Annotated in this window: 34 protein-coding genes, 1 other RNA gene and 1 pseudogene; 13 read left to right on the top strand and 23 right to left on the bottom strand. The window is 70.5% G+C overall.

From position 1 onward, the window contains the following. Positions 1–77 precede the first annotated feature (77 nt). The 17 genes from ACWCPW_RS44600 to ACWCPW_RS44520 form a co-directional block, all read right to left on the bottom strand. Positions 78–311: a hypothetical protein gene (locus ACWCPW_RS44600; protein ID WP_449767351.1), complete on the bottom strand. Its 234-nt coding sequence runs from the start codon at positions 309–311 to the stop codon at positions 78–80. Continuing rightward, on the bottom strand, positions 308–880 hold the full coding sequence (locus ACWCPW_RS44595; RefSeq protein ID WP_449767350.1) for a hypothetical protein: 573 nt from the start codon (positions 878–880) through the stop codon (positions 308–310). The genes ACWCPW_RS44600 and ACWCPW_RS44595 overlap by 4 nt, the downstream gene beginning before the upstream one ends. Next, positions 877–1,020, bottom strand: coding sequence for a hypothetical protein (locus ACWCPW_RS44590; protein WP_449767349.1), 144 nt, complete (start codon positions 1,018–1,020; stop codon positions 877–879). Before ACWCPW_RS44590 ends, ACWCPW_RS44595 begins: the two co-directional genes overlap by 4 nt. Positions 1,021–1,132: 112 nt before the next feature. Beyond that, positions 1,133–1,345 carry a hypothetical protein gene (locus ACWCPW_RS44585; protein WP_449767348.1) on the bottom strand — a complete coding sequence of 71 codons (213 nt, stop codon included), beginning with the start codon at positions 1,343–1,345 and terminating at the stop codon, positions 1,133–1,135. Next, entirely contained in the window at positions 1,345–1,656 is a 312-nt protein-coding gene (locus ACWCPW_RS44580; RefSeq protein WP_449767347.1) for a hypothetical protein, read from the bottom strand. The genes ACWCPW_RS44585 and ACWCPW_RS44580 overlap by 1 nt, the downstream gene beginning before the upstream one ends. After that, positions 1,653–2,171: a hypothetical protein gene (locus ACWCPW_RS44575; protein ID WP_449767346.1), complete on the bottom strand. Its 519-nt coding sequence runs from the start codon at positions 2,169–2,171 to the stop codon at positions 1,653–1,655. Before ACWCPW_RS44575 ends, ACWCPW_RS44580 begins: the two co-directional genes overlap by 4 nt. Further along, entirely contained in the window at positions 2,168–3,226 is a 1,059-nt protein-coding gene (locus tag ACWCPW_RS44570; protein WP_449767345.1) for a hypothetical protein, read from the bottom strand. Before ACWCPW_RS44570 ends, ACWCPW_RS44575 begins: the two co-directional genes overlap by 4 nt. Next, entirely contained in the window at positions 3,223–3,402 is a 180-nt protein-coding gene (locus ACWCPW_RS44565) for a hypothetical protein (RefSeq protein ID WP_449767344.1), read from the bottom strand. Before ACWCPW_RS44565 ends, ACWCPW_RS44570 begins: the two co-directional genes overlap by 4 nt. Continuing rightward, complete coding sequence (locus ACWCPW_RS44560) at positions 3,399–3,665, bottom strand: hypothetical protein (RefSeq protein ID WP_449767343.1); 267 nt, start codon at positions 3,663–3,665, stop codon at positions 3,399–3,401. Before ACWCPW_RS44560 ends, ACWCPW_RS44565 begins: the two co-directional genes overlap by 4 nt. After that, positions 3,662–4,303: a hypothetical protein gene (locus ACWCPW_RS44555; RefSeq protein ID WP_449767342.1), complete on the bottom strand. Its 642-nt coding sequence runs from the start codon at positions 4,301–4,303 to the stop codon at positions 3,662–3,664. The genes ACWCPW_RS44560 and ACWCPW_RS44555 overlap by 4 nt, the downstream gene beginning before the upstream one ends. Then, entirely contained in the window at positions 4,300–4,662 is a 363-nt protein-coding gene (locus ACWCPW_RS44550; protein WP_449767341.1) for a DUF6197 family protein, read from the bottom strand. The genes ACWCPW_RS44555 and ACWCPW_RS44550 overlap by 4 nt, the downstream gene beginning before the upstream one ends. After that, positions 4,659–4,862: a hypothetical protein gene (locus ACWCPW_RS44545; RefSeq protein ID WP_449767340.1), complete on the bottom strand. Its 204-nt coding sequence runs from the start codon at positions 4,860–4,862 to the stop codon at positions 4,659–4,661. Before ACWCPW_RS44545 ends, ACWCPW_RS44550 begins: the two co-directional genes overlap by 4 nt. Beyond that, on the bottom strand, positions 4,859–5,365 hold the full coding sequence (locus tag ACWCPW_RS44540; RefSeq protein ID WP_449767339.1) for a hypothetical protein: 507 nt from the start codon (positions 5,363–5,365) through the stop codon (positions 4,859–4,861). Before ACWCPW_RS44540 ends, ACWCPW_RS44545 begins: the two co-directional genes overlap by 4 nt. After that, entirely contained in the window at positions 5,362–5,847 is a 486-nt protein-coding gene (locus ACWCPW_RS44535; protein WP_449767338.1) for a hypothetical protein, read from the bottom strand. Before ACWCPW_RS44535 ends, ACWCPW_RS44540 begins: the two co-directional genes overlap by 4 nt. Positions 5,848–5,937: 90 nt before the next feature. Continuing rightward, positions 5,938–6,624, bottom strand: a complete 687-nt coding sequence (locus tag ACWCPW_RS44530) for a BRO-N domain-containing protein (protein ID WP_449767337.1) — start codon at positions 6,622–6,624, stop codon at positions 5,938–5,940. Further along, positions 6,621–6,887 (bottom strand): DNA-binding protein, encoded by a 267-nt coding sequence (locus ACWCPW_RS44525; protein ID WP_449767336.1) that lies wholly within the window; start codon positions 6,885–6,887, stop codon positions 6,621–6,623. The genes ACWCPW_RS44530 and ACWCPW_RS44525 overlap by 4 nt, the downstream gene beginning before the upstream one ends. A gap of 108 nt (positions 6,888–6,995) precedes the next feature. Beyond that, on the bottom strand, positions 6,996–7,232 hold the full coding sequence (locus tag ACWCPW_RS44520; RefSeq protein ID WP_449767335.1) for a helix-turn-helix transcriptional regulator: 237 nt from the start codon (positions 7,230–7,232) through the stop codon (positions 6,996–6,998). 240 nt (positions 7,233–7,472) lie between these two features. Between ACWCPW_RS44520 and ACWCPW_RS44515 the strand changes: the two genes are divergently transcribed. Beyond that, a complete protein-coding gene (locus ACWCPW_RS44515; protein WP_449767334.1) occupies positions 7,473–7,823 on the top strand; it encodes a helix-turn-helix domain-containing protein in 351 nt (116 codons plus the stop codon). A gap of 609 nt (positions 7,824–8,432) precedes the next feature. Beyond that, positions 8,433–9,674 (top strand): tyrosine-type recombinase/integrase, encoded by a 1,242-nt coding sequence (locus ACWCPW_RS44510; RefSeq protein ID WP_449767333.1) that lies wholly within the window; start codon positions 8,433–8,435, stop codon positions 9,672–9,674. A 91-nt stretch (positions 9,675–9,765) separates the two neighbouring features. On the opposite strand, the gene rnpB is transcribed toward ACWCPW_RS44510, so the two are convergent. Together rnpB and ACWCPW_RS44500 are read right to left on the bottom strand one after the other, a co-directional pair. Further along, an RNA gene (gene rnpB, locus ACWCPW_RS44505) (RNase P RNA component class A) lies at positions 9,766–10,175 on the bottom strand. Between the two features lie 101 nt (positions 10,176–10,276). Continuing rightward, positions 10,277–11,536 (bottom strand): annotated as a pseudogene (locus ACWCPW_RS44500) (RNB domain-containing ribonuclease); the annotation flags it as partial. A 258-nt stretch (positions 11,537–11,794) separates the two neighbouring features. Between ACWCPW_RS44500 and yaaA the strand changes: the two are divergent. From yaaA to ACWCPW_RS44480, 4 genes are all read left to right on the top strand, one after another. Continuing rightward, positions 11,795–12,592, top strand: coding sequence for a peroxide stress protein YaaA (yaaA, locus tag ACWCPW_RS44495; RefSeq protein ID WP_406298761.1), 798 nt, complete (start codon positions 11,795–11,797; stop codon positions 12,590–12,592). Positions 12,593–12,768: 176 nt separating this feature from the next. Continuing rightward, complete coding sequence (locus tag ACWCPW_RS44490; protein WP_449767332.1) at positions 12,769–13,458, top strand: DUF732 domain-containing protein; 690 nt, start codon at positions 12,769–12,771, stop codon at positions 13,456–13,458. Positions 13,459–13,601: 143 nt separating this feature from the next. Beyond that, positions 13,602–13,838, top strand: a complete 237-nt coding sequence (locus ACWCPW_RS44485; RefSeq protein ID WP_449767354.1) for a chaplin — start codon at positions 13,602–13,604, stop codon at positions 13,836–13,838. 297 nt (positions 13,839–14,135) lie between these two features. Continuing rightward, positions 14,136–14,825, top strand: a complete 690-nt coding sequence (locus ACWCPW_RS44480) for a bifunctional DNA primase/polymerase (protein WP_395869430.1) — start codon at positions 14,136–14,138, stop codon at positions 14,823–14,825. Positions 14,826–14,853: 28 nt separating this feature from the next. On the opposite strand, the gene ACWCPW_RS44475 is transcribed toward ACWCPW_RS44480, so the two are convergent. Both ACWCPW_RS44475 and map read right to left on the bottom strand, forming a co-directional pair. After that, the gene (locus ACWCPW_RS44475) at positions 14,854–15,813 is read right to left on the bottom strand and encodes a hypothetical protein (RefSeq protein WP_449767331.1); all 960 of its coding nucleotides are present in this window, start codon (positions 15,811–15,813) and stop codon (positions 14,854–14,856) included. A gap of 123 nt (positions 15,814–15,936) precedes the next feature. Then, on the bottom strand, positions 15,937–16,785 hold the full coding sequence (map, locus tag ACWCPW_RS44470; RefSeq protein ID WP_449767330.1) for a type I methionyl aminopeptidase: 849 nt from the start codon (positions 16,783–16,785) through the stop codon (positions 15,937–15,939). 97 nt (positions 16,786–16,882) lie between these two features. Here map and ACWCPW_RS44465 point away from each other — a divergent pair, with 97 nt between their 5' ends. Continuing rightward, entirely contained in the window at positions 16,883–17,095 is a 213-nt protein-coding gene (locus ACWCPW_RS44465; protein WP_395869602.1) for a hypothetical protein, read from the top strand. A 336-nt stretch (positions 17,096–17,431) separates the two neighbouring features. Here ACWCPW_RS44465 and ACWCPW_RS44460 read toward each other — a convergent pair whose 3' ends face one another. After that, positions 17,432–18,118 (bottom strand): DUF1508 domain-containing protein, encoded by a 687-nt coding sequence (locus tag ACWCPW_RS44460; RefSeq protein ID WP_449767329.1) that lies wholly within the window; start codon positions 18,116–18,118, stop codon positions 17,432–17,434. Here ACWCPW_RS44460 and npdG point away from each other — a divergent pair. Next, positions 18,117–18,809, top strand: a complete 693-nt coding sequence (gene npdG / locus ACWCPW_RS44455) for an NADPH-dependent F420 reductase (protein WP_449767328.1) — start codon at positions 18,117–18,119, stop codon at positions 18,807–18,809. The two genes, ACWCPW_RS44460 and npdG, sit on opposite strands and share 2 nt — an antisense overlap. A 116-nt stretch (positions 18,810–18,925) precedes the next feature. On the opposite strand, the gene ACWCPW_RS44450 is transcribed toward npdG, so the two are convergent. Next, a complete protein-coding gene (locus ACWCPW_RS44450) occupies positions 18,926–19,534 on the bottom strand; it encodes an NADPH-dependent FMN reductase (protein WP_449767327.1) in 609 nt (202 codons plus the stop codon). A 252-nt stretch (positions 19,535–19,786) separates the two neighbouring features. Between ACWCPW_RS44450 and ACWCPW_RS44445 the strand changes: the two genes are divergently transcribed. From ACWCPW_RS44445 to ACWCPW_RS44425, 5 genes are all read left to right on the top strand, one after another. Beyond that, complete coding sequence (locus ACWCPW_RS44445; RefSeq protein WP_449767326.1) at positions 19,787–19,978, top strand: hypothetical protein; 192 nt, start codon at positions 19,787–19,789, stop codon at positions 19,976–19,978. Between the two features lie 208 nt (positions 19,979–20,186). Continuing rightward, on the top strand, positions 20,187–21,221 hold the full coding sequence (gene recA, locus ACWCPW_RS44440) for a recombinase RecA (protein ID WP_406300343.1): 1,035 nt from the start codon (positions 20,187–20,189) through the stop codon (positions 21,219–21,221). A gap of 148 nt (positions 21,222–21,369) precedes the next feature. Beyond that, positions 21,370–22,191 (top strand): recombination regulator RecX, encoded by an 822-nt coding sequence (recX, locus tag ACWCPW_RS44435; protein WP_449767353.1) that lies wholly within the window; start codon positions 21,370–21,372, stop codon positions 22,189–22,191. Positions 22,192–22,315: 124 nt separating this feature from the next. Next, positions 22,316–23,683 carry an L-serine ammonia-lyase gene (locus tag ACWCPW_RS44430; protein ID WP_449767325.1) on the top strand — a complete coding sequence of 456 codons (1,368 nt, stop codon included), beginning with the start codon at positions 22,316–22,318 and terminating at the stop codon, positions 23,681–23,683. 144 nt (positions 23,684–23,827) lie between these two features. Continuing rightward, positions 23,828–24,205 (top strand): STAS domain-containing protein, encoded by a 378-nt coding sequence (locus ACWCPW_RS44425; protein ID WP_449767324.1) that lies wholly within the window; start codon positions 23,828–23,830, stop codon positions 24,203–24,205. The last annotated feature ends 57 nt before the right edge of the window (positions 24,206–24,262 follow it).

Raw genomic sequence — 24,262 nt, 5'->3', positions numbered from 1 at the left:
GACGGTGGCGTCCAGGCCGTGCATGACGGCGGTTTCGAGGCCGCCGTAGCCGGAGCACAGGGAACCGATGGTGAGGGTCACGCAGCGGCCCTCCGTCCCGCGCGCTCGTCGGCGATCAGGGCCCACTCGTCGGCGACGGTCGCGGCCTCGATGTAGGCGTTGGCGTCGGTTCCGGCGTGCAGGATCTCGGCGACCCGAGCCGCGTCCACCGCGCGTTGGGCGGCGGAGACGGCGTGCAGTCCGGCGGCGGCCAGGCGGGTCTCCCAGCGGATCTGGGTCAGGGACCGCAGGTCGGTGGTCGTGGCGGTCACTTCGTTGCTCCGATCACGCGCAGCGCACCGGTTCGGGCGCGGACTTTCTCGGCGGCTTCCTCCCGGCCTGGCGAGGAGTCGATGCCGCCGATGTACTGGGTGCCGTCGGGGTCTTGGCAGGAGTCGATCCACGCGAGGCCGTGGCCGTCGATGTAGATCCGGCGGCGGTTGTCGCTCGGCTTGCGCGGGGCGACGGCGTCGTAGATGGCGCGGCGCATGGCGACGTAGTCGTCCACGGTGAGCCCGTCGACGATCGGGATGTCTGCGGCTTCGGCGGCGGCGCGGGAGATCTCGGCGAGAGCAAGGGCCTGGTCCCGCTGCTCGCGCAGTTCACGAGTTGTGTCCCCGTTCGCCGCCGCGGCGAGTTGCTGCTCGAGGTCGACGGCGATCGCGCGGGCCTGGTCGCGTTCGGCGGCGAGGGTGTCTGCGGCGGCGGCCCGCTCGGCGAGGCGCCGGGCCCCGTTGCGGAGTTGCTCCACCTCGAGGGTGCGGTCGAAGACATGCTGGATGTGCCGGGCGCGTTCGGCGAGGAGGCCATGCAGGCGGCGGCGGGTGATCAGGCGGATCATCGGGTCCTCCGGTGCTGTCCGTGGGGGTGGCGGAGCGAGCGGGTGATCTCGATCCCGGCGCCGGCGAGGGAGATCCCGAGGATCACCAGGACTCCGGAGACTGCGGCGATGACGGCCGGGAACCACAGGGCGGCGATCACGTGTCACCTCGCTCGTCGGTGTTGCGCTCGGCGGCGTTGCGGGCCTTCGCGGCGCGCAGGGTGGCGACGGTGCAGATCAGGAACGCGAGGTAGGCGAGAACGCCGGTGACGATCACGTCGCGCCCCCGATCAGGTCGGCGGCCCAGGAGCCGCAGCGGGTGTACAGCTCGTCGGGGCCCCAGTTGGCGTCGTCGGCGACGTAGTCCAGCTCGGCCAGCACGCGCGGGTGCGGGACGGTGGTGATGACGTGGGCGCGGGCCGGGGTGCGGGGGCCCCGCCCGGCCGGGATGACCCGGCCGAGCAGGGTGCGCAGAGAGGCGGCCATCAGAACGGCGCCCCGTCGTGGTACTTGTGCGCGCCGAGCGGGGAGTGCCCGGCAAGGCGCGCCCACTCGGTGACGTGCTCTCCGTCCCCCACGTACCGGTCGGCCAGCAGGCCGCCCTGCACGGCCGCCGTGGCAAGTTGCGCGTAAGCGTTCGCGCCGGCGGTGAGCAGCTCGACCCGGCGGAACGCGTCCGCCCGCTCGATCGGATTCGAGGCCGACGAGCCTCGGGCCATCCAGTTGTCGGCGGCAGCGAGCATCTCCGCCGCCTGGTGGTAGGCGGCCAGCCCGGTCAGCAACTTCGGGGCGGTCATTCGGCACCACCGATCGCGGGCAGCACCAGGTGGGCCAACTCGCCCGCCTGCCAGGCGGCGCCGATTGCCGCCCGGCCCTCCGCGCTCAGCCGAACCGAATGCGTCCGCGAGCGCGTCGCCTTGATCTCGACACCGGGCACCTTGTGGATCTCGCCGGTCTCGGAATCGACGATCTGCGGCGTGTCCGCCGCCGTGATCTCCGCGAGGATCTTGGTGATGAACGCGGCCCGGACTTCAGTCACCATGCGGCGCTCGATCTCGGTCTTGTAGTTCTCCCGCACCCACTCGAGGAACGCGGCCGGGTCGGTCACTCGGGCCTCGGGCTTGGGGTCGGTCAGCGACACTGTGCCGACCTTCGTGCCGTCGGGAAGCGTCGCTGCGACCTGCTGCACGCCCTTGTTCGTCGTGTCGAGCGCGGTCTGCGTCTCGGCCTTTACGGCCTTGAGTTCGTCGCCGATGGCGTCGTGCAGCGCCTTCAGTACGGCTTCGCGCTGGGCCAGGTCGTTGATGTTCATGCCGCCGCCAGCAGCAGGTCGCGCATCTCGCGCAGCTCGGACACGGTCGCCTCGATGATCAGGTGGCCGTAGGACTGCTCGAAGTCGCGGTCGACGATGTGCTGCTCGACCGGCACCGTTGCCGCCGCGTCGTACACCTCGCCCAAGGCAACCGCGAACTCGTCGGCGTCCTCCGGCACCAGCTCGCTCTCGAAGACCTCGTCGTCGCCGCCCGGCGTCGGGTTCTTGTCGGACACCTCGTCGGCCTTGGCGAGCCGCTGCCCCACCTCGTACAGGCAGCCGCCCAACTCGCCCCAGGTGCCGTCCGCCGCGGAGACCCGCTCGGACAGCAGACCCTCGGCCTTGGCCCGGTCGTAGATCTCGCGGACCTTGGCCCGGTCCGTCATGGCGCTCGCCTGGTCGGCGATGACCTGGGCGGGGCTCGGCGGTGCCGGCGTCTCCCACACGTCGCCGTCGGCCTGCCGCGACCGCACCGCCTGCGGACCGTCCCACGCTGCCTGGACGATCGGCTCGCCCTCGGCGTCGACCTCCGCACCCAACTCCTCGGGGGTGTAGTGCAGTCCGAAGAGGACTTCCTCGCAGGCGTCGCGGGCCACCTGGCTGATCGCACGAGCCTTGAGCATCGACGCCGCGTACTTCTTCCAGACGTCCTTGTTGAGGAGCCCGGCGTCCTGCGCGTTCGGGTTCCCGTCGGCGTTCCTGTTGAGTTCCCACGTGACCTGGAAGGTGTAGTCCGGGTCGTCGGAGCGGATGATCATCGCGGTGGCGCGGAGGGCGTTGCCCTGCACCCGCAGCTTGTGGCCGGCCCGCCGGACCAGGCCGCCGATCAGCGCGGCCGAGGCGCTCGGCTTGCCCTCGATGACGTGGATGCCGGTGATGGCCGCCATCGACGAAATGTTGAGGGTCTCGCCGTACTCGATCGCGTACAACACGTTCGCGGGCTGCCGGCGGTAGGAGGTGGGCAGGAGCCCGGCTTGCGCAAGCTCGTTGGCGTAGGCGATCTTCTCGGGCAGCGTCGGTCGCGCGGTCGTGCGCACCAGTTCGGTGGTCGTCACTCGTCGTCTCCTTCGTCGTCCCGCACGAGCCCGCGGCAGCAGCCGGCGGGGCAGTCGAGCGCGGGGTTGTACGGGCTGATGCCGGTCTCCCGGTAGGTGTCGCAGGGGGCCCAGCCGTCCGCGGGGGCCGCCGCCGCCCTGGGGGGCAGGGCAGCGGCGGCAGTCGAGGCGGTCACGCGGTGGCCTCGGCGCGCTCGGAACACACGTACCGAGAGGCGGGGTTGAGGTCCTCGCCCGGCTGCCACTGCGCCGGTGTGAACCCCGCCCAGCCCAGGACCAGCAGGAAGCAGGCGTTCGCGTAGTCACCCCTGCGGGCGGCCTCGTCGTGAACACAGGTCGAGCAGTGCTCCTGCTGCCACCGGCTCAGCTCGGCGCCGTTGCTGAACGCGGGCTCGTCGGCGGCCTCGGATTCCAGCGCGTTGAAGTCGTCGAGGTTCACGAGGCGTTCCCGACTGTCGCCGGGATCGCGCGGTGCAGGTCGTACCGGCGGATGCCGTCCACCGCCGCGTGACACGACCACATGTACCGCCAGTCGTGAGCGCGCAAGTCCCAGTCCCCGGTGCCCCGGAACCGGAACGCGTCAGCCTCCACCGCGCCCTCCGGCCGGTACCTGAACTGGTGCAGGGCGTGCCGCGCACCGTCCTCGGTGCTGGTGTCGTAGTGCGTCCAGAAGCCGTCGATCTCCGACTTCCACACCGCCGTCACGCCCGGCCAGTACGGCTCGGCCGTCGCGAGGTACTCGGCGACGCGCTTCTCGAACAGCTCCCAGGAGAACCCCACGACCGGCTCACCGGCCGCGATGATCTTCTCCGCCCAGTAGTCGAAGTTCGGGCCGGCACCGGAGGACTCGCGGACCAGCGCGAACATGTCCACGGTCGGCGAGACCGAGAACACGTAGGTGCCGACGGAGCCGTTGACGACGAGCTTGTGCGGCCAGGTCGTCAGCGACCACCAGTCGTGGCTGCCGTCCGGGTCCGCGAAACGGAGGTGCCTGTACAGGCCGTCGTCGTGCAGGACGGTCATCTCGTGCAAGGCCGTCTCGCGCTTGAAGCGCTCGGCGATGTCCTCGGTCGTCACGCGGCACCACCCGACTCGGCCGCGACAGCAGCCGACTCCAGGGCGGCGAGGACCTGCTCGGCCGTCTGCCACGGCCGGTCGTTCCAGACCCCGATCGCGCTGACCGGCTCCACGTAGGGACGGCCGGACACGAGCCGATCGGCCAGGAACCTCTCGGCCTTGTCCAGCAGGACCGAACCCTGCGACTGAATCGGGTCTCCCGTCACGGCCACACGGAGGGCACCCGCCATGCACACCGGGCAGTCGGACGGACGCGGGGCCACGGACGCGCCGTAGAAGCCGCCCTGATGCCAGCCGTTGGTCCTGATCACTTCGATCGCCCGCCGGTACGCGGAGGGCAGGTCGGTGGGTGTCGTCATCGGGTCGTCTCCCCGGTCGTCGTGTCGGTGGTGATCGCGGGCCGCGGCGGCGGGGGCGCCAGCGCCAGCAGGCGGGCCTCCCGGGCGGGCACATAGGCGGCGAACTCGTCGCGCTCCCACGGCTCCCAGCGCGCCGGCGAGCCGTGCATGTCCTCGAACTCGTTCAGCGCCTGCGCGTGGGCGCGCTCCTCCGGCGTCACCGGACACCACCCGCGGGCGGGCACGACGGGGCGCACGCGAACACCTGGCCGAAGCCCGTCGCGCGGCCGGCCGGAGCCGACACCGCGGGCAGCAGCTCGCCGCAGCGGACACACGCCGTGCCGTCCAACTGGGCAGGCGACAGGTCATCCGCGGGCCACAACACGCCCGGGTCACAACCCGGCCGGCCCGAGCACACCCACCGGCCGCCGGCCAAGCCGTCGTAGTGCGGCCAATCCCGGCTACCGCACACGTGGCACACCACGTCGTCGTCCGGCGGCGCGTCCTCCGCCAACTCCAGGCCAGCCAGCGCGTTCGCCACCGCACCCGCGACCTTCGTCTCCACCCGCAGCTCGATCGTGCCCACGCCGTTCGGCAGCGCCAGCGTCACCACCTGGTAGCCGATCCGCTTGTCCGGGTCCCACTCCGACGCGGTGTCGATCACGGCCGACCCGGCACGCAACACCACGTACCTCGACGCCGGCCGGAACCCACCCCCGCTCACCGGGACACCTGCGATCCGACCTCGGCGAGGACCGCGTCCACGGCCTCGTCGACGAACTCCTCGACGTACTCCCCATCGCGGCCCTGCTCGACCGCGTAGGCGATCGCCGCCCGGATCCGCGCCCGCCGCAGGTGGACCTTCGCCAACTCCACCGCCGACCAGTGGCACAGGGTCGAGCCCAGAACCTCCAGCTCAACGCGCATGGGCGGCTGCTCGTCGACGGCACCGAAGCCGAAGTACGAGGTGCTCACGACCGCGTACCGGTCGCCCGGAACGTTCAACTCCAGGCACTCGACAACCGCGATCTGCATCTCGAACTCGACCGAGAACCGGTCCGTCGTCTCCACGCGGGCGCCCACCTCCGGGACCTGCCGGCGCATCGCCGCGGCAATCGCGGCACCCGCACGGCGATCACGGCGGTCGATCTCCGCCTGCCTCGGGGGTTTGGCCAGGGTCACAGCCCCGGCAATACTTGTCCTCACGTCCTGCCACCTCTCTCTGTGTCTTCAGGGATCTCTGGGTCGTGGTGGGGCAGCGGGTCGTGCCGTGAAGGGGCGCGGCCCGCATTTGCGTTAGAAGGGGAAGCCGTCCGGGGTGTCGTCGCCCGGGCCGACAGCGCGGCCGATCTGGTCCAGCTCGATCAGCGTCTGCACGTTCGCTGCCGCCAACTCCATGCGCCGGCGGGTCCGTTGGGCGTGAGCCACCAGATACGGCACCGAGTGCGCGTGGATCTCCCAACGAGTGAGCGTCGGCCAGAACAAGTCCTCGTAGGACTGCCGCGGCGCACCGTTCAACCGCAGGACCGACCCGCTTTTGAGGAGCGCGATCCACTGATCCCGGCTCATCCCGAGGCCGTGACGGGCCCTGGCGTAGGCCGCGGCGTGGTCCCACGACAGCGTCGCCGGGACCGGCTCGTCGACACCCGGCATCTCGTACCGGCCGGTCCGCCGGAGCGCGGGGATCACCTCGTGCGTGACCCACCGGCGGAAGACCTTCGCCTGAGCCTTGCGGCTGCGGAAGATCAAGGCGTAAAGCCCGGGTTCGGAGATGATCGTCATCTCCTGCGAGCCGCCAGGGGTGTCGGTAGTAGCGACACCCTTCTCGTCCTCGTCGAGCGACGAGACGGCGGCAGCCACGTTCCGGATCGACAGGACGGCGCACGCATCGCGAGCCACGAACCACGGGTCGCCGTTGATCGTGAGGCCGCGGACCGGCTGGTGCGTCTCGGGGAACTCGAACGGGATGAGGCCGGTGCTCATGCGACGCACGCCTTGGCGGCCGGCCGCTTGGCGGCACGAGCGCCCCGCGGCTCGGGCTTCTTGTTCAGAGGACTCAGCGCGGTGTTCGACCGCGAGTCGGCCCGAGCGCTGCGCGCCAGGTAGGCGTCGAGGTCTGCGACGAAGTAGAGAAGGCGGCGCGTGTCCTCCTCCAGGAACGACGGCGGCCCCGTGCGCCGGCGCCGGCGCAGCTTGAGCGCATTCGGCGTGGTCCGCAGGTACTCGGCGGCCTCGGGAAGAGTCATGACAGGCGACCGGGGGGCCGGCGTTTCAGCCATTTCCACTCCTGTTCTCCATTGATGTGCTGATCGACTACGACGAATGTGCAGTCTCGTGGCAAATGAAAAGCTGCGTCAGGTGGCGTCGAAGAACTCGTCGACGGGCCTGTGGAGGACCGCGGCGATGAGGTCTGCGGTGCGCTTCCGCGGCTTTTCCCTGCCGCTGGTGCCGGTGGCGACATATGCGCCGACGGTGGCCTGGGAGATGCCGTACCCGTCGATCTCCACGGTCGCTTTGGCGAGGTCGGGGATGGTCAGCCCGGCGTCCTTCATGGCGTCTCGGATGGGCTGTCCGTTGTCCCGTCGCCGCATGCGTCGGTCCTTCCGGGGTGAAGGTCGTGCACTTTCGGTGGAATGCGTAGAGGCTTTTTCGCGCCTCCTGGCTACACATTGAACCCAATGTGCAGTGCGTGTCAAGCGGTGTCGCCCGGTTTCACGTGGAGTCATGCCCAGTTCGGGGAATACGCGCAGGTGGGAATGTGCAGACGACTTCCGGACACGTGTCCTCGCTCACCTTGAGTGAATGTGCAGGCGTGAGACACACTTCTCGTTGTGGAAGAGCTGACGCGGGTGATCCAGGCACGCCTGGACGAGCTGGGCTGGACGTGGGCCGAGCTGTCCAGGAGGTCCGGCGTGTCTGAAACGACGCTCTCCTCCTGGCGCAGGAAGGCCCGGGGTACCGGGTCGCGAGGGCCCTCTCCGGATCTGTTGCGCGCTGTGGCGAACGCCCTCGGCATCGCCGTTGCGACGATCTTCGAGGCGGCCGGGCGCATGGTCCCGCGCGAGATGACGCCCGAAGAGGAGCAGGAGTTCCTGGAGATCTACCGCTCCCTGAACGCGGACGGCCGGGCGATGACGCTGGCGTCCATGCGCGCGCTCATCAAGGCCCGCAGGTCTCAATAGCGGAGTCGGTTGATCACCGTTGGCGATCATGACTACCGAGCGTATGTGACCATGTCGACTACGCAACGTTTCGGGAATGTGCCCCAGTTGGCTTGATCCGTCACTGAACGCGAGTATTCTCGATGAACCGTGTCCTCCGCCACGGGCTCTGTGTCAGTCGACGCATCCAATTGGGGGGCCTGTGTGCGCAGTTGTCGTCGCCACGGAAATTCTTGACTCGACGCCTATCGCGTTGGATGTCGCGTCGGTCAGCATCCTTGTCGATCGCGACCTGAGCGCAGACGAAATCCATTGCCTTGTGCGCCTATGGCTGCTCTACCGGGGGGTCGAACAGCTCGTAGGCGAACTCACCTGCTGGTGTGGCGAGTCGATCGTGATCCCTGCTGAACCCTGACTGCAGACACCCATTCGGGCGAACAACATCAGTTATGGGTACAACTTGTCAGGCTCTGTGGCTAGAGTGCCGAGACCGACCCGCCTGCGGAGGTGGCAGTCGGTCGGCGATCCCCGCCGATCCATTCGGCGGGGATTGCTCGGGCGACGCTCGATGCGTCTGACAGTACGTCAGGTCTAGGGATTCTACAGCCCGTTGCCCGCGAGGAGCCCCAAATGTCCGCCGGCTATATTGAAGATCGTTGGCTGACCAAGCGCGTAGACAAGACCACCGGCAAGAAGAGGCGAACGGCGCGCTACGGCAAGGGAAAGCGCTATCGCGTTGCCGGGATCCCCGGCGTCAAGGACTGTTCGTTCGAGGGCCTCGAGGACGCCAAGGTCTGGCTGAAGAACGCGTCCACCGATGTCCGCCGCGGACAGTTCGTCGATCCGCGTCGCGGTGAGATCACACTCCAGGACTACGTCGACAACCACTGGTGGCCCAGCGTTCGGTATCCGCCGTCCACGCGCGAAGCCGTCCAGTACGCCGTGTGGGGACATGTCCTTCCCCATCTGGGCGCCAAGTTCCTCAATGACATCGGTACCGACGAGATCAACGCATGGGTTGTTCGCGCCGAGCAGGACATCGAACCCAGCTACGTCCGCGCCTGCTGGAGGCACCTGTCCTCAATCCTCCAGGCCGCGGTGGAGGCGAAGCGCATCGGCGTCAACTACTGCCGCGGATACTCGACGGCACGTCCACCGGCGAAGCCGAAGCAGAAGGCTCGTGCCCTCGACCGCGACGCCGCGCATGCCGTGCGAGCCGGCTTGGCCGAGCGATACCAGATCCTCCCCGACCTCGGCGTGGGCGGCGGGCTGCGGCAGGGCGAGGCATTCGGGTTCTCTCCCGACGACCTGGTCGACGATGAACTCCTGATCACTCGGCAGGTGTTGCGGATCAGGTCCCGCCTGTGCTTCGGGCCGCCGAAGGGCAACAAGGAGCGGGCCGTGCCGGCGCCGCGGGAGCTGGTCGACCGGATCCACGAGCATGCGGAGCGGTTCCCGACGAAGGAAGTCGAATTGCCCTGGGTGGATCCGGACCGGCCCAACATGCCGTGGGACGACCGGCCGAAGATCCGGGTGCGCCTGCTGACCACGACGGTCAAGGGGAACGCGCTCAACCGGGCCGACTGGAACGACCTCTCTTGGAAGCCTGCGCTCGGCAGCGCCGGCCTCATCAAGCGGGTCGACGAGACGTCCCACCTCTGGGAAGAGTCGCGCGATCTCGGGTTCCACATCACACGGCACACGGCGGCGAGCATCTGGCTGGAGGCCGGGGAGTCGATCGTGACCATCGCCAAGTGGCTCGGGCACTCGGACCCGGCGTTCACCTTGCGGACGTACACTCATTTCATGCCGAAGGCTGGCGCGCGCGGGGTGACCGCGATGGGCGCCTGGATGCGCAGCCCCCAGGACTGAGAGAGTTTCGGCTCGTTCTCCCCAGATACTCCCCACAGGCCCATTCGATCTTGGATCGAGTGGGCTTTGCGCTGGTCAGAGACGAAGACGACGGATGAGTCGGCCTCTACGCCGGGTTCTGTCTCCCGGGAGCCTTGCGGCGCCCGGGGAGGCGGCCATCCATCTACGACTGCCGTTGCCGACAGCCTCCAGCGGTCTACCCGCGAACTCGGGCGGGCCGCCCTCGAACGTTCGCGCAGAGCACGTGTGACGGTGCTCCTCTTGACCTTGCTCCGGGTGGGGTTTACCTAGCCGCCCGAGTCACCTCGGGCGCTGGTGGTCTCTTACACCACCGTTTCACCCTTACCGATCGTCCGAGGACGTCGGCGGTCTGTTTTCTGTGGCACTGTCCCGCGGGTCGCCCCGGGTCGGTGTTACCGACCACCCTGCCCTGTGGAGCCCGGACGTTCCTCGGCGGAACCCTCCGAGGAGGAATCCCGACGCGGCCGCCCGGCCGACTCATCCGTCGTGCCCGCCATCCTAGCGGGTGCGCCCGGCGCCTTGGCCGGGGCGAACCGCACCCTGCGCCGGGCGTCGTCGGCCTCGGTCAACCGGACCCGGACCCGCTCGCCCAGGCCCAGACCCGGCCCGTCGAAGCGGGCCCGCACCGCGGGTTCGGCGAGTTGTACCGTCCCGCCGTCGCCGCGCTCGTTCAGGTCCACCACCACCGCGTCGAACTCGTCGCCGACGTGGTCGGCGAGCACGACCGCCTCGACCAGCGAGACCGCCTCGCGCTCGACCTCGTGCGCCCGCCGATCGCCGGTCTCCATCGCCTTCGGCAGCTCGTGCAGCCGGGCACCCACCCAGTCCGGCACGTCGGTGCCCGCGACCAGGGACACGCAGATCTCGCCCGCGTACCGGTCGACCAGCCGCCGCAGCGGCGCGGTCACGTGCGCGTACTCGTCGGCGACCGCCGCGTGCCCGGCCTGCTCCGGGACCCCCGCGTCGAACGCGGTGTAGCCCGCCCCGCGCAGCAGACCGGTGGCCTCCTGGAGAAACGCCGCGTGCCGCGGGTTGTCCGGGTCGAGCGAGCGGATCACCGCGCCGTACGTATCGCCGTCGGGCCACGCCACATCGAGCGCGCGGCCGACCCGGCGGACCTGGGCCAGCGCCTCCGGCGCCGGTTCGGGCAGCGTGCGCAGGATGCCGACGCCCGCGTAGGTCATCAGGTCGGCGGCGGCGATCCCGGTCAGCAGCGAGATCTGCGCGTTCCAGCCCTCGGCCGGGATCGGCGCCCGGTATTCCAGGCGCCAGGTGTCGCCGTCCTCGACGATCTCCTGCTCCGGGATCGGCAGGCTCACCCCGCCCCGTTCGCTCTCCAACCTCTCGCGCAGCATGCCGATCTCGGCGAGCAGCGCCAACGGCTCCTCGGCGGTGCCCGCCTCGATCGCGCGCTGCACCTGGGGATAGTCGAACCGGGCCCGGCTGCGCACCATCGCGCGAAAGACGTCGGTGCCGATCAGGTCGCCGGACTCGTCCAGGTCGAGCACCCACACCAGCGCGGGCCGGTCCGGCCCCGGCAGCAGGCTGGCCGCGGCCTCGGACAGGATCGGCGGATGCAACGGGATGCGCTCGTCCGGCAGGTAGAGCGTCTCCACCCGGCGCATGGTCTCCGCGTCCAACGCACCGCCGGGGACGACCCAGGCGGCGACGTCGGCGATCGCGTAGTGCACCCGGTAGCCGCTGTTCCGACGGGTCAGGTGCATCGCCTGGTCCAGGTCCAGCGACTCGGCCGGATCGATGGTCAGGAACGGCAGTTCGGTCAGATCCCGGCGGGTCAGGCTCGGTCCGCGCCGGGCGGCCGCCTCCGCCTCCGCCGACACCTCGCGGGAGAACGGGCCGGGCAGCCCGAGGTCCGCACGCAGGCGGGTGAAACCGGCGCGAAGGCGATCACCGTCGGCGGACCTGATGTGGAGATGGCGACGAGGCACGGGTCGAGCTTAGGAAAGATCCGCTGCGGTGCGAAGGACTTGACCGGCTTTTCGCTCGCGCGCCCGGCGCCGCCGCGTCGTGATCGGCCCGACTCCTCCCCATAAACTTGATCGACCCCCTTTCCGCCCGCGCCGCTTGGAGTCCCGCCCGTGCTCGTGTTGTTGCCGCCCTCCGAGGGCAAGGCCGCTGCGGGGACGGGCCCCGCGCTCGATCTCGCGGGCCTTTCGATGCCGGAACTGAACTCCGTGCGGCGGCAGGTGCTCGACTCGCTGATCACGCTGTGCGAGGGCGACGAGCTCAAGGCGCTGGAGGTGCTCGGGCTGGGTCCGAAACTGCGCGGCGAGGTGCTGCGCAACCTGGACCTGCGCGAGGCGCCCGCGCTGACGGTGGCCGCGCTGTACACCGGTGTGCTCTACGACGCGCTGGACCTGCCCTCGCTCACCGGCGCGGCGGCGGCGCGCGCGGCGGGTTCGATCCTGGTGTTCTCCGGCCTGTGGGGGGCGCTGCGGCCGACCGACCGGGTGCCGCCGTACCGCTGCTCGATGGGTGTGCGGCTGCCCGGCATCGGCGCGCTCGCGGGTCAGTGGCGCGCCGCGATGGCCCCGGTGCTGCCCAGGCTCGCGGGCGAGGAACTGGTCCTGGACCTGCGGTCGGCGGCGTACGGCGCGGCCTGGAAGCCGACCGGCGCGGTGGCCGAGCGGACCGCGACGGTACGGGTATTGCACGAGCGGATCGTGGACGGCGTGGCCAAGCGCTCGGTGGTGAGCCACTTCAACAAGGCGACCAAGGGCCGGGTGACCCGGGACCTGCTGGTCTCCGGCGCCGAACCGCGCAACCCGGCCGAACTGGCCGACGCGCTGCGCGCACTGGGGTGGACCGTGGAGACGGCCGAACCGAAGCAGGGAGGCACACCCTGGGCCCTGGACATCGTGGTCGCCGCGGTCTGAGTACGGTCGGCATGTGTGCGATTGCGATCGAAAGAAGACTCGCCTTGACAAATGAGGAGAGCTTCATGATCCTGACGCTTCCTCCGCGGGCCAAAAACAAAGCATTTCGTCCTACTTTTGGATGATCCGTGCGCCGTGCTCGACGGAGGCGACGATCCGACATCCATGGGGGATGAGTGAGTTACCCGCCGCCGCCCGGCCAGGACCCGAACCAGCCGTACGGCCAGCCCCAATACGGACAACAGCCGTACCCGGGGCAGCAGCAGCCCGGCCAGTACGGCCAACCGCAGTACCCGCCGGGCCAGTACGGCCCGCCGCAGTACCCGGCCGGTTACCCGCAGGGCGCCGGCTACCCGCCCCAGCCCGGCCGCAGCCGCAAGGGCCTGTGGATCGGCGTCTCGGTGGTCGCGGTGCTCGCGATCGTCGGCGTGATCGTCGCGGTCGGCATGTCCGGTGACGACGACAAGAAGAGTTCGGCGTCCTCGACGTCCTCGGCGAGCGCGTCGACCGGCTCGAAGACATCCGGATCGCCCACGTCGTCGACCAAGCCGACCAAGCGCGTCACGTCGCCCGACCCCACCGAGGACGAGGGCGATTCGCCGCCGTTCTCGGGCGGAGGCGGCGGACTCGGCGAGGACAACTTCCTCACCACGGTGCACACGCTCATCCCGGGGACCAAGTCGAAGCCGGACGCCGAACTCGTCGCCCAGGGCAAGCAGGCGTGCGCGGACCTCAAGTCCGGGAAGACCCTGGTCGAGAGCGCGATGAAGGTGACCGCGGTGAGCGCGGTGCAGGAGAAGGGCATGCTCGTGGGCGGCGCGATCGCGGCGTTCTGCCCGGACCAGTCCGGCAAGGTCGGGCGCTGACGCCCGATTTCGCCGACGACACGGTGTTCCGGCAGTGAACGAGTGAATCTCGTCCGCCGAGCGTTTCCGCCCACCCACCACGTCGTTGACCAGCGTGCCGAACCTGGTCGGCACGTTACGTGGAGGACAACGCTGTGACGAACATGAAGAAGGTTGCCGCCGTCGCGGCCATGGCCGGTGGCATCGCGGCCATGGGCGCCGGCGTGGCGACCGCGAGCGCCGAGTCCGAGGGCGCGGCGGTCGACTCGCCGGGTGTCGCCTCGGGCAACCAGATCGCCGGCGACCTGCACGTCCCGGTCAACATCTGCGGCAACACGGTCGACATCCTGATCGCCGTGCTCAACCCGACGTTCGGCAACACCTGCGTCAACGCGGGCTGACCCACGCGCCGCGGCCCGCCTCCTCGGCCGCCGGCGGCGCGACCGCCCCGTTCCCGACATTCGGGAACGGGGCGGTCGTCGTTGCGGGCGGCGCGCCGAACCGAAGCGATCCGCGATGTACATTTCTCGCGGGGTCACGGTGTCGTACCGGTGTCATTCCGATCACCTGCGAACCCGGTCGGCATATCGACTCGGGCGACCCGCGATGATGGGGATTGCCCGGGCCGGTCTTCCGCGTTGTATACGCAGAGGCGCCGTGTGGGGCGCGTACGAAACGCACGCGGAAGAAGGGGTTCCATGGAGCGAATGGGCAGAATGGCCGGATGGCTGCGCCGTCGACCGCGTGAGGACCCGGACACCGTTCGCGACCGGCGGGCCGGACTGCTCATGGACCTGGTCGAGCGCGGCTGGCCCGTCTGTCCGGCGGCGCACCCGGTGGGCTTCGGCTGTTCCTGTGACCGGGTCGGCTGTCCGGCGCCGGGCATGCACCCGGTCTCGTTCGCGTGGCAGACCCAGGCGTCCACCGACCCGGTCCAGGTGGCGCGCTGGCTGGAGTTGTATCCGGAGGCCAACTTCGTCACCGCCACCGGCGCGGGCCACGACGTGTTGGACGTACCCGCGCGGGCGGGCGAGATCGCCCTCGCGGTATTCGCCGAGCAGGGCATCGAGATCGGCCCGGTGGCCTCCTGCGGCCCCGAGCGCACCCTGTTCTTCACCGCGACCCGCGGCACTCCCGCCGACGAGGACGAGTGGTGGCCGTGCGAGCTGGACTGCCATCCCGAGACGCTGGACGCGCACCCGGGCCTGCGCTGGCACTGCCGGGGCAGCTATGTGCTGGTCCCCTCCGCACAGCACCCCTCGGGGCAGCAGGTGCGCTGGATCCGGGGCCCCGAACTGCCGCTGCCCGACCCGCTGCGGGTGCTGGACGTGCTCACCGACGCGTGCGACACGGTGGGCGCGACGGCCGGCGACGTGCGCTGGATGTAGCCCGCCCCACCACCCCGGCGCCGGCGGATCACTCGCCGTCGGCGCCGACCAGGCCGTACATCCAGCCGACCAACTGCACCTTGCCGCCGGCCTTGGGGACCACCGCGACGTACTCGGAGAGCCGGTGCTCGGTGACCGCCCTGGTCGGTTTGCCGGCCAGGAAGGTCAGGGTCGAGGGGTCCACGTCGCCCAGCCGGCGCGGCGGTTGCACGGTCAGCTTGACGCTGTGCTGGAGCGCGAAGAGCACCAGCGCGCCGCCGTCCTTCGTGCGCAGCGCCAGCGGCGGGAACTGGTTCGCCGCACTGTCCACCGTCTGCCGCACGAAGCCCTCGCCGATCGGCTCGTCGCGCTGCTTGCGCAACTGCGCGGTGTACGGATCGGGCCCGAACAACTCGGCGCGGGTCTTGCCGTCCTTGAGGAACTCGGTGAGCACGGGCGCCAGTTCGCCGGGCGTGGCGGCCAGTCCCGCGGCGTTCGGGGCGACCGGTTCGAGGTAGCCGTCCGCATCCCGCCTCAGCTCGGGCAACGGGCTCTGCAGGGTCGGGCCCCACGCGGCCTGCCAGACCGCGTCCGGGTTCGCCTTGACGAACACGAGCAACTTCGGCTTGGCGTTGTTGAAGTTCGGCGTGCTGTGCACGGCGAACCACTTGGGCCAGCCGATCACCTTGGGGATCAGGAACTCGGGCCGCTCGTGCTTGATCGGGGCCTTGCCCAGATTGCCGCGCGGGTCGGTGAAGCTCAGGATCTTCAGGCCGGCCTGGTCGAGCGCGCCGAGCGAACCGGTCTCCACCCGCGCGTTGAGCGGGAGGTCGCGATTCGCGTAGGCCTGGTTGTTCTGCACCTCGTAGTCGTGCAGCACCTTGCCGGCCTCGTGCCGGTCCAGGGCCTCGACGGGCGTCGTGGAGCCGTGGACGGCGACACAGCCGGTGGCGGTGAGTGCCGTCACGAGCAGGGCGGCGGCCGTGGCCACCGCGCGGGATATGCGCATCGGTACTCGGCAACTCTTCCAGGGGAGCGGGCAGGAGGAGATCTCGCGAAACCTTACTGCCCGCACCCGGTGCCGCACCGCGCCCGCCCGGTGTCGACCACGACCGCACGGGCCCACACGGAGCTACGCGAGGGTCAGCACCTCGGCGCCGGTGTCGGTGACGACCAGGGTGTGCTCGAACTGCGCGGTGCGCTTGCGGTCCTTGGTGACCACGGTCCAGCCGTCGTCCCACATGTCGTAGTCGTAGCTGCCCAGGGTCAGCATCGGCTCGATGGTGAAGGTCATCCCGGGCTCCATCACGGTGGTCGCCCGCTCGTCGTCGTAGTGCGGGATGATCAGCCCGGAGTGGAACGAGCTGTTGATGCCGTGGCCGGTGAAGTCGCGGACCACGCCGTAGCCGAAGCGCTTCGCGTAGGACTCGATGACCCGGCCGATCACGTTGATCTGGCGCCCCGGCCGGACCGCCTTGATGCCCCGGTTCAGCGCCTCGCGGGTGCGCTCGACGAGCAGCTTCGACTCCTCGTCCACGTCGCCGACCGGGTAGGTCGCGTCGGTGTCGCCGTGCACGCCGCCGATGAACACGGTGACGTCGATGTTGACGATGTCGCCGTCGTTCAGGCGCGTGGTGTCCGGGATGCCGTGGCAGATCACCTCGTTGATCGAGGTGCAGATGGTCTTGGGGAATCCCCGGTAGCCCAGGCAGGACGGATAGGCGTGGTGGTCCAGGACGTACTCGTGGGCGACCCGGTCCAACTCGTCGGTGGTCACGCCCGGTGCGATGCGCGCGGCGGCGGCCTCCATCGCGCCCGCCGCGATCCGGCCCGCGACCCGCATGCGCTCGATCGTCTCGGCGTCCTGCACCTCGGGCCCCGTGTACGGGGTCGGCGCCGGCTTCCCGACATACTCCGGCCGCGGGATGTCGGCGGGAACAGAGCGGATGGGGGTTGCCTTACCGGGTACGAGAATCGCCATAACCAGCGAGTGTAGCCGGCGCCGCGACCGAGGCATCGATCGATACGACCGGATACGACGGACAGCAGCTCGAGTGGGCGGAGGACGGGTCGTGAGGTTGAGACTGTGGCGCAAGCCCGAGGGGCGCGCCGGTGAGTGGTACTACTGCATCAAGCACGCCAAGGTCGAAGAGGGGCCGGAGTGCCCGGCACGCGACCGGCTCGGACCGTACGCCACCCGTCGGGAGGCGGCGAACGCGCTGGAGACCGCGAAGACGCGCAATCAGGTCTGGGAGAACGACCCCAACTGGAACGACCCCGGGCGCCGCTGAACCGGCCGCTCGGGCGGCTGTCGGGTCACTCGGAGGGTTCGGGGGCCCGGCCGCCGCCCGCGGTGGGTACTCCGGGCGACTCGAAGAGGCCGGGGAGGCCGGGGGGCCGGACACCGACTCGGCGGGATCCGCCGGGCCCTTCGGGAGCGGGACCACGGACGCGGGCCGGGCCCGGTGGGTCGTGCCGGAAGCCACGCGCCCACCTCCTCCGCCCGGGACCGGGGCCCCGGGGCTGCTCGACCGCTTTCCCGTCCCCGCGCGCCGGGACCCCGGACAAAGCCGTGGGTTGCGCGCGCGGGTTCGGAGACCGGCGATCGAGGGAGGGGTGGGCGTGGGTCAGGCGCGGCGCGACCCGGCCGTGGTCCGCTTTCGCGATCCGCTCGGCGCAGATACCGCCTTTCGGGTGCGCGAGGAGGTGGACCGGGAAACCGCCGTCCTCGATGCCGTCGTCCTCGATACCGCCTTTCGAGTGGTCGAGGGCTTGGTCGAGGCCTTTCGGGATTCCGCCTTTCGGGGTGGTGCCTTCGCCGTGGCGGACTTGGCGGGCGCGCTCCTGCGCACCGTGCCGCCGCGCTTGGCGACGGTCCGGGCGACCGGGGTCCGGCGGGACGAGGCCGCGGACCTCGACACCCGGGCCCGGGCCGAGGCCGGGGCGTCGACGGTGCGGTCGTCGACCGTCTCGGTGTCGCCGTTGCGCTGGACGGACCGAAGCGCGGTCAACGCCTCGCGCTTCGTCCCATAGGGCGACGACTTGATGATGGTCGAACCGTTGGCGGCAGCCAGGACGAATCCGAACTTGCCGGAGCGTCCCTTGGTGACAATGAATTTGGCCGGCACTGCGTCTCCTTGGAGAGCGAAGAGAAAGTTTTCTCTTCCAAGGAAACACGGTTCGTCCCGGTTGTCATATATAAGTGCTATTTCGGAGTGAATCGACCCGCACAGCCGAAAACCACTGTGACCTCGACTGCATCCGGGTGCACACCCCGTGTCCTCTGCGGTTTCGGCCGGCAGGATCGCGCCCATGACAACCCCCTCGTCCCCCAAACGCGACCCGCGTGACCTGCCGAACATCGACCATCTGGTCGTGGGCGTCCTCGGCGGCACCGGCGAGCAGGGCCGCGGCCTCGCGTACCGCCTGGCCGTCGCCGGCCAGAAAGTGATCATCGGATCGCGCAACGCCGAACGGGCCGCCTCCGCCGCGGCGGAGCTCGGCGCCGGTGTGCGCGGCGCCGACAACGCCACCTGCGCGGCCGAGAGCGACATCGTGATCATCGCCGTGCCCTGGGAGGGGCACCGCGACCTGCTCGTCGCGCTCAAGAGCGAGCTCGCGGGCAAGATCGTCGTCGACTGCGTGAACCCGATGGGCTTCGACAAGCAGGGCGCGTTCGTGCTCGACGTCGAGGAGGGCAGCGCGGCACAGCAGGCCGCCGCGGTGCTCACCGACTCGGCCGTCACCGCCGCCTTCCACCACGTCTCCGCGGTGCTGCTGCTCGATCCGAACGTCGAATCCCTGGATACCGACATCATGGTGCTCGGCGACCAGCGCGACGCCACCGACACGGTGCAGGCGCTCGCCTCGCGGATCCCGGGCATGCGCGGTGTGTACGCCGGTCGGCTGCGCAACGCGCGTCAGGTCGAGGGGCTCACCGCCAACCTCATCTCGACCAACCGCCGATACAAGGCGCACGCCGGTCTGCGCGTCACCGACGTGTGAGGCGGCGATCCCGGGTGCGACCCACGACGCACTCGACCGAAACGGCGTGAGGCCCCGCACATCATCGGATGTGCGGGGCCTCACGCCGTTTCGCCTCGTACGGGTGCCGCCCGGGGTCAGGCCAGCGACGCGGCCCAGGCGCCCAGCGGGCGGGCGACCAGCTCGCCGGCGTTGTTGTCGATCGCGTCCCGCAGGCCGGCCAGTACGTGGGTGACCATGCCGGCGGTGGCCGGGTCGGTGAGCACGTGCTGCACGTCGGCCTCGACGCCGAGCCGGGTGTGCACCTCGGGGACGGAGATCTCCGGGCCGGAGACGACGAAGTTGTTCAGGTCCCGGAGCAGCGTCTTGAGCTGGATCAGCGCGCGGATGCCGCCCTGGACGCCCGGCGAGGCGGACATCGCGACGATCGACTTGCCGGCCAGCACGCCCTGCGCGTACGGGCGCGAGGCCCAGTCCAGCGCGTTCTTCAGTACGCCCGGCAGGCTGCGGTTGTACTCGGGGGTGGTGATGATCAGGCCGTCCGCCTCGGCGATCGCCTCGCGCAGGCGCACCACGGACGCCGGTGGCTCGGCCTCGAGGTCCTGGTTGAAGTGGGGCAGCTCGTCCAGGCCCTTGTACACCTCGATCTGCATGCCCTCGGGCGCGAACGGCTGGAGGGCGTTCAGGAGCGCGGTGTTGAACGACTCGGCGCGCAGCGAGCCGGAGATGGCGAGGATGCGGGTCATGGGTTCCTCCGTGGAGACGGCGAGGCGAGCGGAAGCATTTGGTTGAACGCTTAACAAACTACCTCGGGTTTGTTGCTGGTTCAACTTTCGCTGGTCGGCGGACGTGCCTCGGTCGTCCCCGGGTGCTCCGGGTGCCCCGGGGGCGCCGCCGGCCGGTGCCGGCGGCCGGGTCGGCGGGGGCGACAATGGAGCGCGTCGCGCCCGTACCGCCCGCGACCCGTTCCCCGCCCGCGCCCGTCTGGAGCCCCCGCCATGCCCCGCATCGTCGTCCTCGCCGTGATCGTGTGCGTCCTGGCGCTCGCCGCCGCCGTGGTGGCCTTCGTCGGCGGCAGTTGGCTCGGCGTCCCGTTCGTGCTGCTCGCCGCGCTGGACGGGAACATCGCCTTCTACTACCTGCGCCGGCACCGCGTGCGCCGTTCGCGTGAACTCGCGGCGCGGGCCTGATCCGGCCGTGGACGGGCCCGGCACCCGTCCCCCGTATGGGTGGATGCCGGCTCGTGGTGGCGTGTCGGCATCGAATTCGAACAAAGGTTCGGGCTAACCTTCGACCCGACGTTGTCCACAGGCGTACGCCGGTCGTGCCTGCGTGTCGGTGCGACGGGTTAGCGTTCAAGGTGTGAAGCGAACACCACAGACCGGCAAGGCGGCAGGCATGGCAGGACAGGATCGCGAGAAGGCGTTGGAGAACGCCCTCGCCCAAATTGAACGACAGTTCGGGAAGGGTTCGGTGATGCGTCTCGGCGACGAGGCGCGCGCACCGATCGAGGTCATTCCCACCGGCTCGATCTCGCTCGACGTGGCACTGGGCATCGGTGGCCTCCCGCGGGGCCGCGTCGTCGAGGTCTACGGCCCGGAAGGCTCCGGCAAGACGAGCCTCGCGCTGCACGCCATCGCGAGCGTGCAGCGGGCCGGCGGCATCGCGGCGATCGTCGACGCCGAGCACGCGCTCGACCCGGACTACGCGAAGAAGCTCGGTGTCGACACCGACGCGCTGCTGGTGTCGCAGCCGGACACCGGCGAGCAGGCGCTGGAGATCGTCGACATGCTGACGCGCTCCGGCGCGGTCGACATCATCGTGATCGACTCGGTGGCGGCGCTCGTGCCGCGCGCCGAGATCGAGGGCGAGATGGGCGACTCGCACGTCGGCCTCCAGGCCCGACTGATGAGCCAGGCGCTCCGCAAGATCACCGGTGCGCTCAACCAGACGAACACCACCGCGCTGTTCATCAACCAGCTCCGCGAGAAGATCGGCGTGATGTTCGGCTCGCCGGAGACCACGACCGGTGGTCGGGCGCTGAAGTTCTACGCGTCGGTGCGACTGGACATCCGGCGGATCGAGACGCTCAAGGACGGCACAGAGGCGGTCGGCAACCGCACCCGGGTCAAGGTGGTCAAGAACAAGTTGGCCTCGCCGTTCAAGCAGGCCGAGTTCGACATCCTCTACGGCGTCGGGATCAGCCGCGAGGGCGGCCTGATCGACATGGGCGTCGAGCACGGCTTCGTGCGCAAGTCCGGCGCCTGGTACACGTACGAGGGCGACCAGCTCGGTCAGGGCAAGGAGAACGCGCGGAAGTTCCTCAAGGACAACCCCGACCTCTCCGACGAGATCGAGAAGAAGATCAAGGAGAAGCTGGGAGTCGGCCCGCGGGTCGACGTGCCGGCGGAAGCGGAACCCGAGGAGGGCTGAGCCCGTGGGTCGCCCTGCCGGCGAGTGGTCGAACACGTGGGGGGACGGATCCGAGGACGGACCCGTCTCCCCGCCGGTCGACGCCGCCGAACTGCGGGCCGCGTTGGCGGCCGTCACTGCGCGTGCCGCGACGGGTGGTGGTCGAGCCGTGCGTGGTGGTGCCCAGGGAGGTGCCGCGCGCCGAGCCGGCCCGACCCGACGCGACGGCGGGGAGCGCGACGCGGAGGAGCACGACCCGGAGGACGACGGCTCGGGGGCCGCCGCCTCGAGGAGTTACGAGCGGACCGCCGGTCGGCGGTCCGAAGGCGGTCGGGCCAAGCGCGGCAAACGGGACGGGCGGGAGCGGGCCGGGACTCGGGGCCGGGCCCGCCGGGACGCGGACGACGAGGGCATCGATCGTGCCGAGGGCGCCGAGGGAGCCGACGCGGCACCCGAACCGCTCGCCGATCCGGAGGCCACCGCGCGGGCGATCTGCCTGCGCCTGTTGACCGGGCGCGCGCGCACCAGGGCCCAGTTGGCGGACGCGCTGCGCCGTCGGGAGGTGCCCGACGAGGTCGCCGAATACGTGCTGGGCCGATTCACCGACGTGGGACTGATCGACGACACCGCCTTCGCGGGCGCGTGGGTCGACACCAGGCACACCGGCAAGGGCCTGGCCCGCCGCGCCCTGGCCAGGGAACTGCGGCAACGCGGTGTGGACGCCGTCGTGGTGGACGAGGCGGTCGCCCGACTGGACCCGGAACAGGAATTGGAGACCGCTCGGGCCCTGGTGGCCCGCCGGTTGCCGGGCACGCGCGGCCTGGACCGGGACAAGCGCATCCGCAGGTTGGCGGGCATGCTCGCGCGCAAGGGATACGGCGAGGGCCTGGCCCTGCGGGTGGTCCGGGACGCGCTGGCACACGAGGCCGAGACCGAGGAAGCCGGCGACTTCGACGAGACCCCGTGGCGAGCCTGGGACGGACCGGTCTGATCCGGGCCCCCGCGGCACCGGTCGGTGACCTAGCCTGGGGAGCGTTGTCCGAGCCGTCGGACCGCCACAAGCGCGTCCCTCGGCGCGCACACGTCCCTGCCGTCCGCTTGAAGGGCCATCCGCCTTGGCGATCAGTGTGTTCGACATGTTCTCGATCGGGATCGGCCCGTCGAGCTCCCACACGGTGGGTCCCATGCGCGCCGCGCGGATGTTCGCGCAGCGGCTCAAGAGTGAGGGTGTCCTGGACCGGGTCGCCTCCGTCCGGGTCGAGCTGTACGGCTCCCTGGGCGCGACCGGCCACGGCCACGGCACCCCGCGCGCGGTGCTGCTCGGCCTGGAGGGCTACTCGCCGCGCACCGTCGATCCGGAGGAGGTCGAGCCGGAGCTGGCGCGCATCCGCGAGTCGGGGACGTTGCGGCTGCTCGGCGTGCACGACATCGCCTTCGACGGCGACCGGGACCTGGTGCTGCACCGACGCAAGACGCTGCCGTACCACGCGAACGGGATGACCGCGTGGGCGCGCGACGCGGACGGCACCGAGTTGCTCACCAAGACCTACTACTCGGTGGGCGGCGGCTTCGTGGTGGACGAGGACGCGGTGGGCGCGGATCGGGTCAAGCCCGACGACACCGTGCTGCGCTACCCCTTCCGCACCGGCGACGAACTGCTGCGGCTGACCCGGGAGACCGGGCTGTCGGTGTCCGCGCTGATGCTGGAGAACGAGAAGGCGTGGCGCACCGAGGCGGAGATCCGCGCCGAACTGCTGGAGATCTGGCAGGTGATGCGCGGGTGCGTCGAGCGCGGCCTGGCCACCGAGGGCATCCTGCCCGGCGGGCTCAAGGTGCGCCGCCGTGCCTCGCGGACCGCCCGCACGCTGCGCGCCGAGGGGGACCGGCCCACGCACGCGATGGAGTGGGTCACCCTGTGGGCGATGGCGGTCAACGAGGAGAACGCGGCCGGCGGCCGGGTGGTCACCGCGCCCACCAACGGCGCCGCCGGGATCATCCCGGCCGTCCTGCACCACTACGTGGCGACCGTCCCGGGCGCGGACGAGGACGGCATCGTCCGCTACCTGCTCGCCGCGGGCGCGATCGGCATGCTGTTCAAGGAGAACGCGTCGATCTCCGGCGCCGAGGTCGGCTGCCAGGGCGAGGTGGGCTCGGCGTGCGCGATGGCCGCCGGCGGCCTGGCCGAGGTCCTGGGCGGCACCCCCGAGCAGGTGGAGAACGCCGCCGAGATCGGGATGGAGCACAACCTCGGGCTCACCTGCGACCCGGTCGGCGGCCTGGTGCAGATCCCGTGCATCGAGCGCAACGGCATGGCCGGCGTCAAGGCGGTCACCGCCGCCCGGATGGCCCTGCGCGGCGACGGTCGGCACCACGTCTCGCTGGACAAGGTGATCAAGACCATGAAGGAGACCGGCGCGGACATGAAGGTCAAGTACAAGGAGACCTCGCGCGGCGGCCTCGCCGTCAACATCATCGAGTGCTGAGCCGGGTGCCCGCGCGCCGTCCGGTCGGGTGCGCGGGGGTCGGTCGGGCCCGCCGCGCGGGTGACGCGCGTGACGGGCGCGCATTGCCGATCCCGGCGGGACACCTGAGGTGTGCTCCCGGGATCGAAGGGTAGGCATGCGCCCGTGAACGATGCGAGTGGTCCCCTCCTGGTGCAGGTGTCGACGGTCGGAGCCGGTCACACATTGGTGACCGTGCACGGCGAGATCGACATGGACAGCGGTCCGGTGCTCGACGACGCGCTGAGCCGACAGGTGTCGGCCGGGCTGACCCGGCTGCTGCTGGATCTGTCCTCGGTGGCGTTCATCGACTCGTTCGGCCTGCGGATCCTGGTCCGGGCCGAGCGGCGGGCCCGCGAGGCGGGCGGTTCGTTGCGGCTCATCGCGCCGACCCGGGCGGTCGCGCGGGTGCTGCGGCTGACCGGCTTCACCCTGATGGTGGCCGTGCACGACACCGTGCAAGAGGCGGTCGAGGCACAGGACAGCCCGGCCGGGCACGAGTAGGCGCGCCCAGCCGATCGAAAACGGCGAGATTCATGATCAAAATGAGGCCGAGGGGTG

This window comes from Embleya sp. NPDC001921 (assembly GCF_053594475.1).
The sequence above is the reverse complement of the archived record's forward strand: the minus strand, read 5'-3'. Positions and strand labels throughout refer to the sequence as shown.

Bases quoted from the DNA above. Each gene is read 5' to 3' on its own strand.
- ACWCPW_RS44595 (WP_449767350.1), bottom strand. From the start codon at position 880: ATGATCCGCCTGATCACCCGCCGCCGCCTGCATGGCCTCCTCGCCGAA.
- ACWCPW_RS44585 (WP_449767348.1), bottom strand. From the start codon at position 1,345: ATGGCCGCCTCTCTGCGCACCCTGCTCGGCCGGGTCATCCCGGCCGGG.
- ACWCPW_RS44580 (WP_449767347.1), bottom strand. From the start codon at position 1,656: ATGACCGCCCCGAAGTTGCTGACCGGGCTGGCCGCCTACCACCAGGCG.
- ACWCPW_RS44575 (WP_449767346.1), bottom strand. From the start codon at position 2,171: ATGAACATCAACGACCTGGCCCAGCGCGAAGCCGTACTGAAGGCGCTG.
- ACWCPW_RS44550 (WP_449767341.1), bottom strand. From the start codon at position 4,662: ATGACGACACCCACCGACCTGCCCTCCGCGTACCGGCGGGCGATCGAA.
- ACWCPW_RS44530 (WP_449767337.1), bottom strand. From the start codon at position 6,624: ATGAGCACCGGCCTCATCCCGTTCGAGTTCCCCGAGACGCACCAGCCG.
- ACWCPW_RS44525 (WP_449767336.1), bottom strand. From the start codon at position 6,887: ATGACTCTTCCCGAGGCCGCCGAGTACCTGCGGACCACGCCGAATGCG.
- ACWCPW_RS44520 (WP_449767335.1), bottom strand. From the start codon at position 7,232: ATGCGGCGACGGGACAACGGACAGCCCATCCGAGACGCCATGAAGGAC.
- ACWCPW_RS44510 (WP_449767333.1), top strand. From the start codon at position 8,433: ATGTCCGCCGGCTATATTGAAGATCGTTGGCTGACCAAGCGCGTAGAC.
- ACWCPW_RS44485 (WP_449767354.1), top strand. From the start codon at position 13,602: ATGAAGAAGGTTGCCGCCGTCGCGGCCATGGCCGGTGGCATCGCGGCC.
- ACWCPW_RS44480 (WP_395869430.1), top strand. From the start codon at position 14,136: ATGGAGCGAATGGGCAGAATGGCCGGATGGCTGCGCCGTCGACCGCGT.
- ACWCPW_RS44475 (WP_449767331.1), bottom strand. From the start codon at position 15,813: ATGCGCATATCCCGCGCGGTGGCCACGGCCGCCGCCCTGCTCGTGACG.
- map (WP_449767330.1), bottom strand. From the start codon at position 16,785: ATGGCGATTCTCGTACCCGGTAAGGCAACCCCCATCCGCTCTGTTCCC.
- npdG (WP_449767328.1), top strand. From the start codon at position 18,117: ATGACAACCCCCTCGTCCCCCAAACGCGACCCGCGTGACCTGCCGAAC.
- ACWCPW_RS44460 (WP_449767329.1), bottom strand. From the start codon at position 18,118: ATGGGCGCGATCCTGCCGGCCGAAACCGCAGAGGACACGGGGTGTGCA.
- ACWCPW_RS44450 (WP_449767327.1), bottom strand. From the start codon at position 19,534: ATGACCCGCATCCTCGCCATCTCCGGCTCGCTGCGCGCCGAGTCGTTC.
- ACWCPW_RS44445 (WP_449767326.1), top strand. From the start codon at position 19,787: ATGCCCCGCATCGTCGTCCTCGCCGTGATCGTGTGCGTCCTGGCGCTC.
- recA (WP_406300343.1), top strand. From the start codon at position 20,187: ATGGCAGGACAGGATCGCGAGAAGGCGTTGGAGAACGCCCTCGCCCAA.